The following is a 14,095-nucleotide window of genomic DNA, read 5'->3' as shown; positions in this document are numbered from 1 at the left end:
TTTTCATGTCATTGGCGTTTGCCTCAGAAATCCCAGTCCTCGTCTTCTGTGGCGACGGTTTTGCCGATCACGTAGGAGGAACCGGAGCCTGAGAAGAAGTCGTGGTTCTCGCTGTCCGGGCTGAGCGCAGCCATGATGGCCGGGTTCACCTCGCAGGCCGCCGGCGGGAACAGGGCCTCATAGCCGAGGTTCTGCAGGGCCTTGTTGGCGTTGTAGTGCAGAAACGCTTTCACGTCGCCGGTCAGGCCGATGCCGTCATAAAGCTCACCCGTGTAGCGGGTCTCAATGCCATAGAGATCGAACATGAGGTTGAAGGCAAAATCCTTCAGGTTCTGACGCTCGGCCTCGGAGAGGCGCTCGGCGGCACGCTGAAACTTGTAGCCGATGTAGTAGCCGTGGATGGCCTCGTCCCGAATGATGAGACGGATCAGGTCGGCGGTGTTGGTAAGCTTGCCGCGGCTTGACCAGTACATCGGCAGATAGAAACCGGAATAGAACAGAAAACTTTCCAGAAACACGCTGGCGATCCGACGGCGCAGGGGATCGGCACCGGCATCGTATTCGTCGAGGATGAGACGCGCCTTTTCCTGCAGGTGCGGATTGTCCTCGGACCAGCGGAACGCCTCGTCGACCTCGCGGGTCAGGCAGAGGGTCGAGAAGATCGAGGAATAGCTGCGCGCGTGAACCGCCTCCATGAAAGCGATGTTGGTCAGCACGGCCTCCTCATGCTGCGTCTGGGCATCGGCCAGCATCGCCGGGGCGCCGAGGCTGTTCTGAATTGTGTCGAGCAGGGTCAGGCCGGTGAAGACACGAATGGTCAGTTCGCGCTCCTCCGGACGCAGCGTGGCCCAGCTTTGTACATCATTGGACAGAGGCACCTTTTCCGGGAGCCAGAAGTTGACGGTCAGACGGTTCCAGACTTCCAGGTCCTTCTCGTCCTGAAGGCGGTTCCAGTTGATGGCGCGGGGGACTGCGCGGGGCTGTTCAATGGTGTCTTTCACGGCGCGTACTTTCTGGCGGATCGGAGTGCGGGGTGGAGCGGGGGCGACGGTATCAGAGGGTACAGGAAACGCAGCCCTCAACCTCCGTGCCCTCAAGGGCCGTCTGGCGGAGCCGCACATAGTAGATGGTTTTGATGCCCTTCTTCCAGGCGCGGATTTGTGCGCGGTTGATGTCCCGCGTCGTGGCTTCTGCCGGGAAGAACAGGGTCAGGGAGAGACCCTGGTCCACATGCTCGGTCGCGGCGGCATAGGTGTCGATGATGGCGTCCGGTCCGATCTCATAGGCGTCCCGGTAATAGTCGAGATTGTCGTTGTTCATGAACGGCGCGGGATAGTAGACGCGCCCGATCTTGCCCTCCTTGCGGATCTCGATTTTCGACACGATCGGGTGGATGGAGGAGGTCGAGTTGTTGATGTAGCTGATCGACCCGGTCGGCGGCACGGCCTGAAGGTTGCGGTTGTAAAGCCCATCCCTCATCACCGCCTGCTTAAGTTCGGACCATTCCTCCCGCGTCGGAAGCGTCACGTTCAAGCGCTCAAACAAAGCGCGGATGGCATCGGTTTCGGGCAGCCAGTCGCGAGTTGTATATTTGTCGAAGAATGAGCCGTCCGCATATTTGGACTTCTCAAATCCCTTGAAACTATGCCCGTGTTCCCGCGCCAGAGCGTTGGAGGCGCGGATGGCGTGGTATGTAATGGCGGCGAAATAGCAGCTGGTGAAGTCGATGCCCTCTTCGCTGCCGTAATGGATGCTCTCGCGGGCCAGGAAACCGTGCAGGTTCATCTGACCGAGGCCAACGGCATGCGCCTCATCATTGCCGCGCCGGATGGACGGTACGCTGTCGATGGCGGACATTTCCGACACGGCAGTGAGGGCGCGGATGGCCGTTTCAACGGTCGCACCGAAATCCGGGCTGTCCATGGTTGCCGCAATGTTGAGCGAGCCGAGGTTGCAGGAAATGTCCGTGCCGAGATGGTCGTAGCTCAGGTCGTCATTGAAGCGCGAGGCTTCGTTGACCTGAAGGATTTCCGAGCAGAGGTTGGACATGGAGATGCGCCCGTCGATGGGGTTCGCGCGGTTCACCGTGTCCTCAAACATGATGTAGGGGTAGCCGGATTCGAACTGGATTTCCGCCAGCGTCTGGAAGAAGGCACGAGCGTTGATCTTCCGCTTGCGGATGCGACGGTCGTCAACCATCTCCTCGTATTTTTCGGTCACGGAGATTTCCGAGAACGGCTTGCCATAGACCCGCTCAACGTCGTGGGGCGAGAACAGGTACATGTCTTCGTTGCGCTTCGCCAGCTCAAAGGTCACGTCCGGGATCACCACGCCAAGCGACAGGGTCTTGATGCGGATCTTCTCGTCGGCATTTTCGCGTTTGGTGTCGAGAAAACGCAGGATGTCGGGATGGTGGGCGTTGAGGTACACTGCGCCCGCACCCTGGCGCGCACCAAGCTGGTTGGCGTATGAAAAGCTGTCTTCCAGCAGCTTCATCACCGGGATGACACCGGAGGATTGGTTCTCGATGCCCTTGATAGGTGCGCCGTGCTCCCGGATGTTGGTCAGCATCAGGGCCACGCCGCCGCCGCGTTTGGACAGCTGGAGTGACGAGTTGATGGCCCGGCCGATGGATTCCATGTTGTCTTCCATACGGAGAAGGAAACAGGAAATCAGTTCACCGCGGCTCTTCTTGCCCGCGTTCAGGAAGGTTGGCGTGGCGGGCTGGAAGCGGCCCGAGATGATTTCCTCCATCAGACGCATCGCCAGCGCCTCGTCGCCGCGCGCCAGGGACAAGGCCACCATCACGACCCGGTCCTCGTAGCGTTCGAGGTAGCGCTGACCGTCGCGGGTCTTCAGGGTATAGGAGGTGTAGTACTTGTACGCGCCGAGGAACGCCGGGAAGCGGAATTTTTTCGCGTAGGCCGCGTCCCAGATCTTGCGCTGGAAGTTGCGGGAATACTGGTCGAGCACCTCGACCTCGTAATAGCCCTCATCAACCAGGTATCCGAGTTTTTCGTCGAGCGAGTGAAAGAATACCGTGTTCTGGTTCACATGCTGCAGAAAATACTGCCGTGCCGCAAGGCGGTCTGCGTCGAAGCGGATGTGTCCATCGCCATCATAGAGGTTCAGCATCGCGTTGAGCGCGTGAAAATCGGGTGTCGGGGTCAGTTCCGCATCAAGCATTGTTTCGGGGTTCCTCTGTCAGGTGAACGACCCCGGCAGAATGGCGGTGCCGGTCGTCAGTGGTGGAGCTTTGTCTGGTGTGAGCGAGGGAAGGCGCTGTCATCATCGTGTTGGTGTCAGGCGGCGGTTTGAAACGGGGCGAAGGCTTTCAGTCCGGACCGGACGACGGCCACGTCGTTTCCGGTGCCCGCAAGCTCAAACCGGTGAAGCAGGGGCACCGAACATTTTTGGGAGATGACCCGCCCGGCCAGGGCAAACGTCGCGCCAAAATTGCGGTTGCCGCCTGCAATCACCCCGCGCAGCAGACCGCGGCGCAGGGGATCGTTGAGAAAGCGGATCACCTGTTTTGGTACCGCGCCGCGCCCCTCGCCATCGGCATAGGTCGGACATACCAGGACATAGGGCGCGTCGGGTTCGGGCATCGTGTCCTTCGGGCTGACGGGAATGCGGGCCGCAGACATGTCGAGGGCAGAGACGAAACGCGCCGTATTGCCCGAGCCGGAGGAGAAGAACACGAGACGCGCCATTGTGTCAGGCCAGGCCGGCGATCAGGTCGGGACGGAAACCGGCCCAGTGCGATTCTCCGGCGATGACAACCGGAGCCTGGCGGTAGCCCAGTTCGGTGACGCGCGTCATGGCATCGGCATCGCCCGTGAGGTCCACTACCTCAAAGCTCAGGCCGCTTGCCTCAAGGGCGCGGGTGGTCGCCGTGCACTGTACGCAGGCCGGTTTGGAATAAACTGTGATTGTCATTGCTCTGTGCCTTTTCCTGTCCTTCGGACCAGGGACACCGCGTCGCCGGATGATCCATCCATCCGTCCCGCGTGTGCGCGCCCCAGGGCCCTCCGCCGTCGGTCGTCATCATTTGCGCCCTGGCAGGTTTCCTGGCTCACGGCTCGCCGCCTGGCTGGCCTTCCCGGGGTGGAACCGGTGGCGTTTCAGCCCTGCTTGCCGTCTACAGTTGCGGGGGCAGCACCGGATTTGACCCAAAGACCGCACCGGTTTCCCTCTTAGCCCCCGACGCGAGTCGTGAGCACCAAAGCATCTGCATATTGGGGTTTGGGGTGGGTGTGTGTCAATATATGGATTTGAGTTTCTTCAAAATTGAACGCATTTTAATTGCACACGTATAGCGTGCATAGCCGAAACTCATGATTTGGAGGAGTTGCCTCTCTGAAGGGATTCCCGGAACAGGTCAATTGAATATTGCCCCCGAACCTCCCCCGAATTGTCGGGGAGGGTTGCGGCCAAAACTTGATATGATATAACATTACATCAGTTTGGAGCCGCTGGCCGGGAAGGTCTGCTGAACCCCTCGCGCCGTCGGCTCCTCCAACGCTGCCGGACCGCGTGAACTGCGTTACGTGGGCCATTTGCTGAGGGAAAAAAGGATAGTTGTGAGGCGCTGACGTAACGGCTGATCAGGTCCCTTTGCCTGACGCATCCCCTGAAACCGAAACCCCATTGACCCGGTCGCCTCCGCTTCCGGGAACGAAGGAATTTTTCCATGTTCATCCACAACGGACGGCTTGTGCAGGCGGGAAGCCGTCGCCGGGCGGCACCCGTCGAAAACCTGATTTTGGCGCAGGGCCAGGCATTCAACGGCGCGCCAACCCAAAAGGTGCGTCCATGACCACCGTTCCGCCCGCGATAGCGACCGCGATGAACAGCAGTGACGATCCGAAAGTCCTGCGAACCCTGGGCATGAAAGGTGTCTCACTGGCGTTGTGGGACCGTGCCCTCCCGGATCATCTCGCAAATGCGCTGGACAGCCTGCCGCCCGACAATTTGCCGGTGATGCGTCGCAGGCTGGCGGTGTCACAGGTCCGTCGCGCCGTGCTTGAGGCATGCGAGGATGCGGGCGCGGACGAAATTGCCACTGATCTCGCTACTGAGATCCGTGAACTTGCCTCCCATGCCATGGCCGTTTTTGCGTCCCCCATGCTGGAGATCCGCATTCAGGTCGCCGAGGGCCAACCCTGTCCGAAATGGCATGTGGACGCCGTACAGGGTCGGCTGCTTTGCACTTTGCGCGGACCAGGAACCGAATACGGGCCGCTTCAGCCCTCCGGCGAGCCCGAAACGGTTCATCGTATGAGACGCGGGCGGGTCGGGGTTTTCCGCGGGGCGCTGTGGCCCGGTCGTGAACTGGCGGCGATCGTTCACCGCTCGCCTCCGAAAGACGCCGGCGGCACCCGGCTGGCCGTCGTGATTGATCCGGTGGACCACGCGGGGACGGCCTGATGGCGCGCAAATCCAACCTTGGCGAAACACGTGCGCCGCGTCGCAGGCGGTCAGGGGATCCCATGCGGACCTACGACGCCCTGCCGCCACCACTTCGCGGCTGGCTCGCCCAGGCCGCTCTTCCCTGGTCGCCGGCAAGCTGCCGCAGGATCTGGCAACGGGAACGTGCCAGAGGGGAGAGCGTCGAGGCTATTTTGGCCAAGCTCGACCACGCACAGGCAACCACACTCGCCCGCGAGACCGCGAAACGCTCCGGGAACCGCCCGGATCACGACTCTTGAAAACAGGATGATCACGATGATCGGAAAATTCCTCGCCATGACCGCCGCACTGGCGCTGTCGACGGTGTCCGTACAGGCCCAGTCGGATGACAGGCTCGACGTCGCCGCGCAGTTCGAGATCCAGGGGCCGGAACCCTCAACCTCCGGATACATCTTCACCAGGATGGGTGTGACTGAGACCCTGGTCAACGCGGGTACGGACGGGCAACTGACCCCCGGTCTTGCCACCGTCTGGTCGGTTTCCAATGACGGCCTGACATGGACCTTCGATCTGCGTGACGATGTGGTTTTCCATAACGGCACCCCAATGACGGCGGATACCGCCGTCAATGCCCTTGAAATCGCCAGGAACAAACCTGGCCCGTTCGGCACACTGCCGGTGACCGGCATCACCGCTGGCGACGGAAAAGTTGAGATCACGCTTTCCGAGCCCTTTGCCGCCTTGCCCGCCTACCTCGCGGAGTTCCGGTCCCAGATCCTCGCACCGGCATCCTACGGACCCGATGGTGCCGGGATCGAGATAATTGGCACGGGGCCTTACCGGATCACGGCCATGGAACCGCCCCTGAGCCTCGATGCCACGGCTTTTGCGGACTACTGGGGTGAGGCCCCAAAGATCTCCGATGTCAGCTATTCCGGTGTCAGCCGCGTGGAGACCCGTGCGTTGATGGCGGAATCGGGCGATGCCGACTTCGTGTTCGGGCTCGATCCGGCCAGCGTATCGCGCCTCGGCATGCTGGATGACGTCGAGGTTCTGTCCGTTGCCATTCCCCGCACGCTCCTGATCAAGGTCAATGCGGGCCATCCCTACCTTGCCGATCCGCAGGCGCGTCAGGCCCTCAGCCTCGCCATCGACCGTGAGGGCATTGCGAAAGCCGTGCTGCGTTACCCTGAAGGCGCGGACCAGTTGTTCCCGCCCTCTGTCGCCGGCTGGCACAGCGATGAGCTGGAGCCGCTTGCTTATGACGTGGCCGCGGCACAGGAAATCCTCGACAGGCTTGGCTGGGTCGTCGGTTCCGATGGCATCCGCACGCGGGACGGGGAACGGTTTACGGTGACCCTGACGACCTATCCCGACCGTCCGGAGCTTCCGCTGGTGGCTGCGGTTCTTGAGCAGCAGTTCCGGGCTATCGGGGTCGAGATGATCATCAACGTAACCAATTCCTCGGAAATTCCCTCGGGTCATCAGGACGGCTCGCTCGATCTCGGCCTGATTGCGCGCAACTTCTCACTGATCCCTGATCCCATCGGGACGGTTCTTTCCGATTTTGTCGGTAATGGCGACTGGGGTGCCATGAACTGGCAGGACGACAAATTCGCCGGCCTCGTCCGGGGCATTGCACGGGGAGAGGGCGATAACCTCGACCGGGAAAAGGCGAGTGCCATCCTTCAGAACGATCTGCCCGTTATCCCGATCGCCTGGTACCAGCAGACCCTCGCGGTGTCCGACAGCGTGACCGGCGCGAAGATCGATCCCTTCGAGCGCAGCTTTGGCCTCCAGGAGATGAGATGGGCGGAATGAATGCACTGGCCTCCCGGCTGGTTCAGGCGGTCATGGTTGCGGTTCTGATCGGGACAGCAACATTTGCCATGATGCGCAGCCTGCCGGGGGACGCGGCCTGGCGGATCGCTGCCGGCCGGTACGGATACGACAACGTCGATGCCGCTGCCGCCGATGCGGTGCGTGTGGAACTGGGTCTTGGCGGTCCGGCGTTGCCCGCGTTGATGCAGTGGCTGGGTGATCTGATGCGCCTCGATTTCGGAAACTCGCTCGTCACCGGCCAGCCGGTGATTGAGGAGATCGCGCACCAGCTTGGGGCTTCAGCCGCTCTCGCCCTCTCGGCGGTGGTTTTGTCCCTCCTGATCGGACCTCCCCTTGGCATACTTGCGGGCCTTCGGGCCGGTGGCGCGCTGGACCGGACGCTTCTGGTGGTGTCGACGGGACTGAAGGCCGTACCACAGTTTCTTATGGCCCTTGTGCTGATCGTCGTCCTCGCCGTGCAACTTCGCTGGCTGCCCGCTGCGGGGCATGGCGAGCTGAGGCATTTCATTTTGCCGAGCCTGACGCTCGCGCTGGGCCTCGCGGCGGTCAACGCCCGTATCGCACGGGACGCGATGGCCCGCATCGCCGATATGCCATTTTGGCGCTTTGCCCAGTGGAAAGGACTGACGGAGCGGGAGACGCTGATGCGGCACGGGCTGCGCAACGTCTCCGTTCCTCTGATCACCTATCTTGGGCTCCAGTTCGTCACCCTGGTGGAGGGCGTGATTGTCGTCGAATCCGTGTTCGGCTGGCCAGGAATTGGGCATGCCCTTGTCCACGCGATCTTCTCACGGGATGTTCCGATGGTGCAGGGCACCGCTCTGGTTCTTGGGCTTGGCTTCGTACTGGTGAATGCAGTGATCGACCTTGCCGTTCGCCGCATCGACCCGAGGGTGGCGGCATGAGCATGATGGAGCTTTCCACCGCACGTGGGTCGTCCCGGTCGCCATCGCGCATGGTCGGCGTTGCTCTCGTGTTTCTGGTCGCCTGCTTTGCCGTTTTTGGCCCCGTTGTCGTGCCTGGTGATCCCTTTGCGCAGTCGCTGATCAACGCGCTTGGCGGGCCCGAGCCCGCTGCACCGCTGGGCTACGATCACCTGGGGCGGTCCGTCTACCACCGACTTGCCCACGCGCTACGGCTTTCGCCCCTGATCGCGCTGGCAGCTGTCGTGACGGCCGGAGCGGCCGGTTTGACCCTTGGCACTTTGGCCGCCACGCGGGGAGGCTGGATTGACCGCATTCTGGTGATGCTGGCGGACGCGCTGCTGGCCCTGCCTGGTCTTTTGCTGGTGCTGATCGTTTTGGCCATGGTGCCGGGCACCGCGACCGGGTTCTGGATTGGCCTGTCTCTTGTTCTGTGGGTGGAGTTCTACGTCTGACCCGCGCCGCCTCCCGCGAAACCCTTGCCTTACCGGCCGTGCAGGCCTCCAGGCTGCTGGGGTTTCGGGCGCCCTACATTTTCCGTGTCCATGTCTGGCCGGAAATCGCTCCCATGATGCTGACCGCCGCCGCCTTTGGGGCCGCAACCGCGATTATGGCCATTGCCGCTCTTGGTTTTGTCCATGTGGGCATGCGCGCGCCAACGCCGGAACTTGGGCTGATGATGGTCGAGTTGTTGCCGTACTGGCGAGAGGCACCGCTGGCGCTTCTTTCGCCGGTCCTTGCGACATTTGCCCTGCTGCTGGGCCTTACACTTCTGGCCGGGAGCCGAGAGACATGAGCCTTTTGAAAGCGAAGGACATTTCCGTCGCGGATGGTGATGAGCGTCTGCTGTCACCCCTGTCGATTGACCTTGTGCCGGGCGAACCCCTGATCATTCTGGGGGAAACCGGGTCCGGGAAGAGCCTGATGGCGCAGGCTCTGATGGGCACGTTGCCTGCCGGTTTAAAGGCATCCGGCCGGGTTGCCGTCAGTGGGCGCGTGTTGAATGCGTCGGATCCCGCAGGTTTCCGTGGCCTCTGGGGGCGCGAGATCGGTGTCCTTCCGCAGGAACCGTGGCTGTCACTGGATCCGCTCATGCGGGCCAGTGAGCAGATCGCGGAGAGCCATGTTCTGGTCCGTGGCCTGAACCGACGGGGTGCCACGGAGAGAGCCACATCGGACCTCGCCGCCTTCGACCTCGCGGACGCGGGACGGCGCTATCCGCACGATCTGTCCGGAGGCATGGCCCAGCGTGTAGCGATTGCTGCGGCCAGGGCCGGTGGCGCCAAAATCATCATTGCCGATGAGCCCACAAAGGGGTTGGACGCCGCCCGGCGCGACAGCGTCGCCAATCTGCTTCTTTCGGAAATGGGGGAGAGCGGTGGCCTGTTGGTCATCACCCATGACCTGGCCCTCGCGCGTCGCATCGGTGGACAGGTGATCGTGCTGCGGTCCGGTGAGATTGTCGAAAGCGGCGCAACGGAACAGGTTTTCGCCGCACCGGCACAGGCCTATACGCGCGAACTGATCGCGGCCGACCCCGAACACTGGACCCCACGCGACAAGGGCAATGCCGGTGGTGATCCGGTGGTCTCTGGCAGCGGGCTGAGCCTGGCGCGGGGCGGAAAGATGCTGTTCCGCGATCTCAGCATTTCAGTGCGGCAGGGTAGCGTCTTCGGCGTGACCGGTCCGTCCGGCTGCGGCAAATCGTCGTTCGGTGACGTTTTGCTCGGTCTCGCCAAACCGATGCAGGGAAGCGTGCGTCGCAGAGCCGGCGACGCGCCCACCGCATTTCAGAAACTCTACCAGGACCCGGTCTCGGCCTTTCCACGCCGCCGCACCCTGCGCCAGTCGATTGAGGATGTGGCGCGCCTGTCGGGCCGCGCGACCGACGTGATTGACGCCCTGATGGACCGGCTTGGGCTGGCCCCGAAGCTGCTTGACCGTCGCCCGGACGCGGTATCGGGTGGAGAACTGCAGCGCCTTTCGCTGCTGCGGGTTTTGCTTATGCGCCCCAGCTTCATTTTTGCCGATGAGCCGACCTCAAGGCTCGACCCGATCACGCAGGCCAGGGTCATCTCGCTTTTGACAGGGGTTGCCGACCAGGACGGCGTCGCCGTGATGCTGGTCAGCCATGATCGCGCCCTGATCCGGAATACCGCCGATGACGCGCTGCAAATGGGGGAGGTGGATGAAAATTCCCTGCAATTCCCGGAAGCGTGTGCGGCATCGGTGTTGCAGTGAAATGTTTCAGCCAGTTCAAATACGCAGGAAAGGAATCACCATGAAAACCATCAGCCTCGCGCTGCTCGCTTCCACGGTTGCGCTGCCGCTTTCGGCCCAGGAAACCCGCGAAATGGACGCGCATGTTCACGGCGTCAGCAAATTGGAGCTGGCCGTTGACCACGGTGAGCTTCAGATCGTTCTGCTGTCGCCAGGTGCGGACATTGTCGGTTTCGAGCATGAAGCGGTGTCGGTTGAGGACCGCGAAACCCTGGCGGCCGCGATCCGTACCCTCGTGGTGCCCGAAAATGTCATCACTCTGCCCGAGGCCTCTGAATGCCGCCTGACCGGGGTTCTGGCCCATCTCCATTCCGGCGCGCATGATCACGGCGATGAGCATGAGGAACATGACCATGGCCATGACGACCACGATCACGATGATCATGACCATGAGGAACACGCCCACGAGGGGGATGATCACGACCATGAGGATGAGCATGATCATGACGAGCACGATCATGAACATGAACACGAGGAAGGCGCGGTCCACAGCGAATTCCACATGACCTACGGCTTCGTTTGCGAGCATCCCGAGGAACTGACCACCATTGAACTGCCGTTCTTTGGCACCTTCGAAAACGCTCAGGAAATTGAGGCGCAGTTCGTGACCGAAACCGGTGCTGGTGCGGCGGAAATCGGGCGGGATGCCGCGGTTTTGAACCTCAACTGACGATGACCGGGTGCGCCGTTTCCTTGAGCAACGTGAGCTTTGCCTGGCCGGGTAGGGGTGGCTTTGCCCTCCGCTGCCCATCCTTTGAGGTGGCCAGAGGGGAAAGCGTACTGTTGCTGGGGGCGAGCGGCTCAGGAAAATCCACGCTACTTTCCCTGATTTGTGGCATTGTTGCTGCGGATCAGGGCAAGGTTCACCACGGGGATGTGGATATCGGCGCCATGCGGGCCGGAGCCCGCGACCGGTTCCGGGCGGAGCGGATCGGTGTCATTTTCCAGCAGTTCAATCTGCTCCCCTACGCCCGCGTAATCGACAACATTCTCCTTCCCCTGCGCTTTGCCCCGGAAAGACGGACGCGAGCCGGCAACGGGACGACGGAGGCCAAACGGCTCTGCGCCGCGCTTGGCCTGCCAGACGGGGTTTCCAACACCCCCGCCGGGCAACTCAGCGTGGGCCAGCAGCAGCGCGTGGCGGTGGCCCGCGCCCTGATCGGCTCGCCGCCTCTGATCGTTGCGGATGAACCGACATCCGCCCTCGATGCCGCGACGCAGGACACCTTCCTCGCGCTTCTCTTTGAACAGGTCACCGAGGCAAACTCATCGCTCCTGATGGTCAGCCATGACGAGCGCCTCGGCGACAGGTTCGACCGGGTGATCCGGCTTGAGGACGTGGTCTCCACCATGCGGGAGGCCGCATGATCCTGCGCCTCGCCGTTGGCTCACTTATGGCGCGGGCGCTGACCGTGGGCATGACCGTGCTCGCCATTGCTCTCTCCGTCGCGCTGTTCCTCGGCGTGGAGAAGGTCCGCACCGGCGCCCGTGCGAGTTTCGCTGACACGATTTCCGGCACTGACCTCATCGTTGGCGCAAGGTCCGGGTCGGTGCAGCTGTTGCTTTACTCCGTCTTCCGCATCGGCAACGCCACCAACAACGTGACATGGGAGAGCTATCAGGACATCGCCTCCCGCCCTGAAGTCGACTGGATCGTGCCGATCTCCCTTGGCGACAGTCACAGGCAGTTTCGCGTCATGGGGACAACCCAGGGCTTTTTCGATCACTACCGCTACCGTGGCGACCGCGCGCTTGAAATCGGAACGGGTCATGGGCTGGACGACCTCTACGACGCCGTGATCGGGGCCGAGGTGGCTGATGCCCTTGGCTATACGGTGGGCGATCCCATCGTGGTCTCGCACGGCCTCGCATCATTCTCGGACCATGACGATCAACCGTTCCGCGTGGCTGGCATTGTTGAGCGAACCGGAACGCCGGTGGACCGGACGGTCATCGTGAGTCTGGAGGCCATCGAGGCCATCCATGTGGACTGGAAATCCGGCGCCAAAATCCCCGGTCGCACCACCCCGGTTGAACGGATCCGGCAAATGGATCTGACGCCCACGGGCATTACAGCCGCCATGGTTGGCGTGGAAAACCTGCTTCAAATCTTCGGTCTTCAACGCTGGATCAACGAGTACCCGGAGGAGCCGCTTCTCGCCATCCTGCCGGGCGTCGCGCTCCAGGAACTGTGGCAGATCGTCGGCGTCGCTGAAACCGCGCTGGTGGGTGTATCGGCCATGGTGGTGGTGACTGCGCTGCTCGGAATGATGGCGATGATCTTCTCCAGCCTCAACGAGCGTCGCCGGGAAATGGCCATCTGGCGCGCGATGGGCGCACGGCCCGCCGTGATCCTCGGGCTGTTGGTTCTGGAGGCCATGCTGATAGCGGCCGCCGGAGCGGTGCTGGGCTTTGTCCTGCTCTATTTGGGTCTGGTGGCGGCGCGGCCCTGGGTTGATGCGGCATTTGGCCTTTGGCTGCCTATTGAAGCGCCCACCGTGCGGGAACTCTGGACCCTGCTGGCGGTTGTCGGCGTGGCTGCGTTGGCCGGGCTTTTACCGGCGCTCAGGGCCTACCGACTCTCGCTTGCGGATGGTATGATGGTAAGGACATGACCCACTTTTTGCACATGCCGCGCAGGCGGTTCATCGGGCTGACGGGTGCGGCCGCATTCGCGCCCGCTAACGCATGGCCCAACACTTACCGTGAAATCACCTGGGAGGATCTCATTCCTCCCGGTGTTCCCTATTCCGAGATCATCGGAGAGGGAGAGATTGATCAGGTCAATGACACCTGGGCCCCGATATTCGACGCAAATGCGACGAAGCTGAACCCGGAGCTCGACGGGGCGGATGTCAAGCTGCCCGGCTATATCGTTCCGCTGGACATGGGCTCGGACGGGGTGACCAGTTTTATCCTCGTGCCCTATGTCGGTGCCTGTATTCATGTGCCTCCCCCGCCGCCAAACCAGCTCGTGTTTGTCACGACAGAGGACCCGTGGCCATCGGACAGCCTTTGGGATGCGGTCTGGGTGCTTGGCCGGATGAGCGCGCAGCTCAATTCCACGGAACTGGCGGAAACCGGTTACGAGATCAGCGCCAATGAGATCGAGATCTACGAGTGGTGAAAACTGGCCTCTCCCGACGGGCCATGTGTGCGGGTCTCGCGGGATTTGCCGGTCTGGGGCCGGGCAGGGTGGTTGCGTCGGACGTCATCGATCTGGAGTGGAGTGACCTGATCCCGGAGGGCGAAACGTGGATCCCGCCCGAGATCCAAGGGCTGCTGCCCCATGACGAAAACGCAATGGCGTCGCGTCAGCCTCCCTCGAGCGGCGTCCGCACGGACTGGAATGGCAAAACGGTGCGCATATCCGGGTTTATCGTGCCGCTGGATTTCGACGGGACCGGGCTTAAGGCCTTCATGCTCGCGCCATTTGTCGGCGCCTGCATTCACGTGCCACCACCGCCCGCCAATCAGCTCGTTCTCGTCACCACCGAGGAGCCCTATGAGGCGGATACCATGTTCGACCCGGCGACCGTCACCGGGTTGTTCGGGACCGTCTCGACTGCAACGGAACTGGCGAATGTCGGATATGCCCTCGCGGCGGAAACCGTCGTACCGTATCGCCGGTAACCGCC

General features: G+C 62.2%; 17 protein-coding genes and 1 riboswitch. Of the genes, 13 read left to right on the top strand and 4 right to left on the bottom strand.

Features of this window, described 5'->3' with window-relative positions; all coding sequences use genetic code 11:
* Positions 1–23: 23 nt before the first annotated feature.
* The 4 genes from nrdF to nrdH form a co-directional block, all read right to left on the bottom strand.
* Entirely contained in the window at positions 24–1,001 is a 978-nt protein-coding gene (gene nrdF, locus ACP15P_RS01940) for a class 1b ribonucleoside-diphosphate reductase subunit beta (protein ID WP_424926805.1), read from the bottom strand.
* 52 nt (positions 1,002–1,053) lie between these two features.
* The gene (nrdE, locus tag ACP15P_RS01935) at positions 1,054–3,186 is read right to left on the bottom strand and encodes a class 1b ribonucleoside-diphosphate reductase subunit alpha (protein WP_424926804.1); all 2,133 of its coding nucleotides are present in this window, start codon (positions 3,184–3,186) and stop codon (positions 1,054–1,056) included.
* A 116-nt stretch (positions 3,187–3,302) separates the two neighbouring features.
* Entirely contained in the window at positions 3,303–3,713 is a 411-nt protein-coding gene (gene nrdI / locus ACP15P_RS01930) for a class Ib ribonucleoside-diphosphate reductase assembly flavoprotein NrdI (RefSeq protein WP_424926803.1), read from the bottom strand.
* 4 nt (positions 3,714–3,717) lie between these two features.
* A complete protein-coding gene (gene nrdH, locus ACP15P_RS01925; protein ID WP_424926802.1) occupies positions 3,718–3,939 on the bottom strand; it encodes a glutaredoxin-like protein NrdH in 222 nt (73 codons plus the stop codon).
* Between the two features lie 104 nt (positions 3,940–4,043).
* A riboswitch (cobalamin riboswitch) is annotated at positions 4,044–4,242 on the bottom strand.
* 451 nt (positions 4,243–4,693) lie between these two features.
* On the opposite strand from nrdH, the gene ACP15P_RS01920 reads away from it, so the two are divergent.
* Genes ACP15P_RS01920 through ACP15P_RS01860 form a run of 13 tightly spaced genes read left to right on the top strand, consistent with a single transcriptional unit; the run spans position 4,694 to position 14,090 of the window.
* Positions 4,694–4,819: a hypothetical protein gene (locus ACP15P_RS01920; RefSeq protein ID WP_424926801.1), complete on the top strand. Its 126-nt coding sequence runs from the start codon at positions 4,694–4,696 to the stop codon at positions 4,817–4,819.
* The gene (locus tag ACP15P_RS01915; protein WP_424926800.1) at positions 4,816–5,430 is read left to right on the top strand and encodes a DUF1826 domain-containing protein; all 615 of its coding nucleotides are present in this window, start codon (positions 4,816–4,818) and stop codon (positions 5,428–5,430) included. The genes ACP15P_RS01920 and ACP15P_RS01915 overlap by 4 nt, the downstream gene beginning before the upstream one ends.
* Positions 5,430–5,711 (top strand): DUF6525 family protein, encoded by a 282-nt coding sequence (locus ACP15P_RS01910; RefSeq protein ID WP_424926799.1) that lies wholly within the window; start codon positions 5,430–5,432, stop codon positions 5,709–5,711. The genes ACP15P_RS01915 and ACP15P_RS01910 overlap by 1 nt, the downstream gene beginning before the upstream one ends.
* 16 nt (positions 5,712–5,727) lie before the next feature.
* Positions 5,728–7,233 carry an ABC transporter substrate-binding protein gene (locus ACP15P_RS01905; protein ID WP_424926798.1) on the top strand — a complete coding sequence of 502 codons (1,506 nt, stop codon included), beginning with the start codon at positions 5,728–5,730 and terminating at the stop codon, positions 7,231–7,233.
* Positions 7,221–8,159: an ABC transporter permease gene (locus tag ACP15P_RS01900; protein ID WP_424926797.1), complete on the top strand. Its 939-nt coding sequence runs from the start codon at positions 7,221–7,223 to the stop codon at positions 8,157–8,159. Before ACP15P_RS01905 ends, ACP15P_RS01900 begins: the two co-directional genes overlap by 13 nt.
* Complete coding sequence (locus ACP15P_RS01895) at positions 8,156–8,632, top strand: hypothetical protein (protein ID WP_424926796.1); 477 nt, start codon at positions 8,156–8,158, stop codon at positions 8,630–8,632. Before ACP15P_RS01900 ends, ACP15P_RS01895 begins: the two co-directional genes overlap by 4 nt.
* Entirely contained in the window at positions 8,611–8,973 is a 363-nt protein-coding gene (locus ACP15P_RS01890; RefSeq protein WP_424926795.1) for an ABC transporter permease subunit, read from the top strand. Before ACP15P_RS01895 ends, ACP15P_RS01890 begins: the two co-directional genes overlap by 22 nt.
* The gene (locus ACP15P_RS01885; RefSeq protein WP_424926794.1) at positions 8,970–10,418 is read left to right on the top strand and encodes an ABC transporter ATP-binding protein; all 1,449 of its coding nucleotides are present in this window, start codon (positions 8,970–8,972) and stop codon (positions 10,416–10,418) included. Before ACP15P_RS01890 ends, ACP15P_RS01885 begins: the two co-directional genes overlap by 4 nt.
* A 40-nt stretch (positions 10,419–10,458) precedes the next feature.
* Entirely contained in the window at positions 10,459–11,127 is a 669-nt protein-coding gene (gene zrgA, locus ACP15P_RS01880; protein WP_424926793.1) for a zinc uptake protein ZrgA, read from the top strand.
* 2 nt (positions 11,128–11,129) lie between these two features.
* Complete coding sequence (locus ACP15P_RS01875) at positions 11,130–11,825, top strand: ABC transporter ATP-binding protein (protein WP_424926792.1); 696 nt, start codon at positions 11,130–11,132, stop codon at positions 11,823–11,825.
* Positions 11,822–13,072, top strand: a complete 1,251-nt coding sequence (locus tag ACP15P_RS01870) for an ABC transporter permease (RefSeq protein WP_424926791.1) — start codon at positions 11,822–11,824, stop codon at positions 13,070–13,072. The genes ACP15P_RS01875 and ACP15P_RS01870 overlap by 4 nt, the downstream gene beginning before the upstream one ends.
* Entirely contained in the window at positions 13,069–13,584 is a 516-nt protein-coding gene (locus ACP15P_RS01865; protein ID WP_424926790.1) for a DUF3299 domain-containing protein, read from the top strand. The genes ACP15P_RS01870 and ACP15P_RS01865 overlap by 4 nt, the downstream gene beginning before the upstream one ends.
* A complete protein-coding gene (locus ACP15P_RS01860) occupies positions 13,578–14,090 on the top strand; it encodes a DUF3299 domain-containing protein (RefSeq protein ID WP_424926789.1) in 513 nt (170 codons plus the stop codon). Before ACP15P_RS01865 ends, ACP15P_RS01860 begins: the two co-directional genes overlap by 7 nt.
* Positions 14,091–14,095: the final 5 nt, after the last annotated feature.

This window comes from Amaricoccus tamworthensis (assembly GCF_049800875.1).
Taxonomy (GTDB): domain Bacteria; phylum Pseudomonadota; class Alphaproteobacteria; order Rhodobacterales; family Rhodobacteraceae; genus Amaricoccus; species Amaricoccus tamworthensis.
Note: the sequence above shows the minus strand (reverse complement) of the source record. Positions and strands in the feature narration are given on the sequence as shown.

Coding starts and splice junctions, on each gene's coding strand:
- ACP15P_RS01900 (WP_424926797.1), top strand. CDS start 7,221: ATGGGCGGAATGAATGCACTGGCCTCCCGGCTGGTTCAGGCGGTCATG.
- ACP15P_RS01865 (WP_424926790.1), top strand. CDS start 13,069: ATGACCCACTTTTTGCACATGCCGCGCAGGCGGTTCATCGGGCTGACG.
- ACP15P_RS01915 (WP_424926800.1), top strand. CDS start 4,816: ATGACCACCGTTCCGCCCGCGATAGCGACCGCGATGAACAGCAGTGAC.
- ACP15P_RS01910 (WP_424926799.1), top strand. CDS start 5,430: ATGGCGCGCAAATCCAACCTTGGCGAAACACGTGCGCCGCGTCGCAGG.
- ACP15P_RS01875 (WP_424926792.1), top strand. CDS start 11,130: ATGACCGGGTGCGCCGTTTCCTTGAGCAACGTGAGCTTTGCCTGGCCG.
- zrgA (WP_424926793.1), top strand. CDS start 10,459: ATGAAAACCATCAGCCTCGCGCTGCTCGCTTCCACGGTTGCGCTGCCG.
- nrdI (WP_424926803.1), bottom strand. CDS start 3,713: ATGGCGCGTCTCGTGTTCTTCTCCTCCGGCTCGGGCAATACGGCGCGT.
- ACP15P_RS01870 (WP_424926791.1), top strand. CDS start 11,822: ATGATCCTGCGCCTCGCCGTTGGCTCACTTATGGCGCGGGCGCTGACC.
- ACP15P_RS01885 (WP_424926794.1), top strand. CDS start 8,970: ATGAGCCTTTTGAAAGCGAAGGACATTTCCGTCGCGGATGGTGATGAG.
- ACP15P_RS01920 (WP_424926801.1), top strand. CDS start 4,694: ATGTTCATCCACAACGGACGGCTTGTGCAGGCGGGAAGCCGTCGCCGG.
- nrdH (WP_424926802.1), bottom strand. CDS start 3,939: ATGACAATCACAGTTTATTCCAAACCGGCCTGCGTACAGTGCACGGCG.
- ACP15P_RS01895 (WP_424926796.1), top strand. CDS start 8,156: ATGAGCATGATGGAGCTTTCCACCGCACGTGGGTCGTCCCGGTCGCCA.
- nrdE (WP_424926804.1), bottom strand. CDS start 3,186: ATGCTTGATGCGGAACTGACCCCGACACCCGATTTTCACGCGCTCAAC.
- ACP15P_RS01905 (WP_424926798.1), top strand. CDS start 5,728: ATGATCGGAAAATTCCTCGCCATGACCGCCGCACTGGCGCTGTCGACG.